The sequence below is a fragment of the Actinoplanes sp. NPDC048791 genome, from assembly GCF_040650095.1.
GTDB lineage: Bacteria > Actinomycetota > Actinomycetes > Mycobacteriales > Micromonosporaceae > Actinoplanes.
In genome coordinates this window covers 1-2,384 of record NZ_JBEZGQ010001175.1, presented here as the reverse complement: position 1 = coordinate 2,384, position 2,384 = coordinate 1, and the positions used below count along the sequence as shown (strand labels likewise).

Sequence of the window (2,384 nt, the reverse complement as noted above, 5' to 3'; positions counted from 1 at the left end):
GCCGCGGTGCTGCCCCGGCTGGTCCGCGGCGCCGGTCTGGTCTACGGCGGATTCGCCACCGTGGCCGGCGTTTTCGCCCTGCTGTACGTCCTGAGCAACGTGCTCGTCCTGGCCGCCGAGGTGGCCGCGGTCCGGCACGGCCGGCTGTGGCCCCGGTCGTTCGGCGCGGACCGGCCGACCACGGCCGACCGGCGCGCCCTGCTCCTGCTGACCCGCGAGCAGGACCGGCGCCGGCTCCCCGGCGATGACGGCCGGGGCGGCGGGTTCACCCCGGCCGGATGAGGACCCGGTACGCGGCGTCGAGCAGTCTCGCATCATGCCGCGCACCTTCGTCCGTCTCACCCACACCACCGCGGAGGGCACCGCGTCCGGCATCTACGGCGTCATCGTCTGCGCCGCGATGCTGGTCACCTCGCACGCCGAGCGGGCCTGGCAGGAGGTGCTCGCCGTGCTGGCCACCCTCACCATCTACTGGGCCGCCGAACGGTACGCCCGGATCCTGGCCGAACGCATCCACGCGGGACACCGGCCCACGTGGCAGACCGTACGGCGGCAGCTGACCAGCGGCTGGGAGATCGTGACCGCCTCGACCCTGCCACTGCTCGTCCTGGTGCTGATGCGGCTGGCCGGTGTCCGCCTGGCGACGGCGGAGTTCGCCGCGCTCGGTTGCACGACGGTGCTGCTGTGCGTGGCCGGCTGGCGCATGGGCACCGCGGGCCGGCTCACGACGATGGAGCGGCTGGCCTCGACGGCGATCGCCGGAGGGTTCGGCGCGGCGATGATCCTGCTCAAGGCCCTGTTGCATTGAGCGGGCCGGGCTCGACGGGAGCCGTACGGCAGCCGGTCTTCTCGAGCCAGGCGCACAGCCACCGGTGCACGGCGTCGGCCCCGACGAGCTCCGCCGGGACGGTCCACTCCCGAGGGTGGACCAGCACGGGACGGCTCTGCCCTCCGCCGAGTCCGCCGTGGCAGCCGATCAGCTCCTCGAAGGCGGCGACCTCCTCGGTGGCCGGATCCCAGAGACTGTTCACGACCAGATCCCCGGTGTGCGCCAGGGCGTCGTGGCGACGCAGGTCGTCGGCCGCGTGCGGGCCGAAGGAGGCGAGCGGGTCGAGGCCCTCGACGTGGTCGTCGCGCAGGCGCCGCCGGCCGTCGGGACCGAGCACGAGCGGTCCCCACCGCCAGGAGCGCACCAGTACGAAGCCGACGCCGGGATGGGCGGCCAGCCCGGGCAGCAGCCGCGGGTGCATGCTCTCGATCTGCTCCATCGTCACCCGGCCGGGCAGCCGGGCCAGATAGATCAGCGCGAGGTTGCCGGAGGCCGCGACGACGATCTCGGGATGAGCGGGGTCCTCCTCCGGCGGCACCGGCCGGACCAGCCCGGCCTCGATCACCCGGGCGCGGCCCTCCTGCTCGTTCTCGCGGGTGGCGAGCACCTCACCCACGGCGGTGAGCTGCCGCACCAGGTCCTCCAGCCGCAGCCCGTAGCGCTGGGCGAACGTCGCACCCTGGCTCTGCCCGTGGTCGGACAGCACGACCAGGTGGTACGGCCGGGGTGCGGCCCCGGCCACCTCCTCCAGCACGGCCAGGACGTCGTCGATGCCCTCGAGCGAGGCGAGCGACTCCGGCCGGGCCGGGCCGGCGTGATGGGCGATCTCGTCGTAGTCGACGAAGTCGCAGTAGATCGCCGGCGCCCCGCGCATGATCTGCTCGGCCAGCACGGCCAGGTTCAGGTGCCGCAACAGGACGTTGGTCGCGCCCCGCAGCAGCACGTACGAGCCGGAGCGGCGCATCCGCGGCTGCACGTGGCGCAGCCGCTGCCGGCGTGCCTGGGCCAGCTCCTTGACGCATTCGCCCACGGTCAGGACCAGCGACCGGCTCAGGCCGAACGGGTCGAGCAGGTAGGTGCTGACCGAGCGGTCCGGCCGGTTCGTCCCGACCTTGCTCATGGTGAGCAGGGAGAGAGTGGCGTCGCCGGAGAAGACGTTGCTGACGCTCACCCCGCCGTCGGCCAGCAGGCCGTACCCGTCGGAGCAGCGGGACTCGACCAGCGCGCTGTCCCGTGGGCGATTGGTCACGACCAGGCGACCGGTCTCCTTCTCGTACCACCGGAAGGCCGGCACCTGATCGCTGGCGCCGTGCAGCAGGCCGGCCTGGCTGGCCGGGGTGGTCGCCGGCAGCTGCGCGTGCCATTCGGTCAGCGTGTGACTGCCCGAGCGCAGCCAGCGGCTCAGGGTCGGCAGGTTGCCCGCCTCCACGGCCCAGCGGGTGAGCGGCGCGGACAAGCCGTCGATCTGGATCATGACAACGCCGGGGGTCGCGGTGCGGGGCTGGTCGCGCCGGTAGCGCCGGTTGACGCGGAGCAGGTGGCGGGTCGCCGCGCC

Annotated in this window: 2 protein-coding genes and 1 pseudogene; 2 read left to right on the top strand and 1 reads right to left on the bottom strand. The window is 73.7% G+C overall.

The window, feature by feature from the left end; translation table 11 throughout:
- Nucleotides 1–282, top strand: a pseudogene (locus AB0C29_RS43935) (hypothetical protein); the annotation flags it as partial.
- 34 nt (nucleotides 283–316) lie between these two features.
- On the top strand, nucleotides 317–808 hold the full coding sequence (locus AB0C29_RS43930; protein ID WP_360833669.1) for a hypothetical protein: 492 nt from the start codon (nucleotides 317–319) through the stop codon (nucleotides 806–808).
- Here AB0C29_RS43930 and AB0C29_RS43925 read toward each other — a convergent pair.
- Nucleotides 789–2,384: alkaline phosphatase family protein (locus AB0C29_RS43925; RefSeq protein WP_360833667.1), on the bottom strand; the 1,596-nt coding region annotated here is incomplete at its 5' end. The genes AB0C29_RS43930 and AB0C29_RS43925 overlap by 20 nt on opposite strands.

Excerpts from the sequence above, each read along its gene's own strand:
- AB0C29_RS43930 (WP_360833669.1), top strand. The coding sequence starts at position 317 with ATGCCGCGCACCTTCGTCCGTCTCACCCACACCACCGCGGAGGGCACC.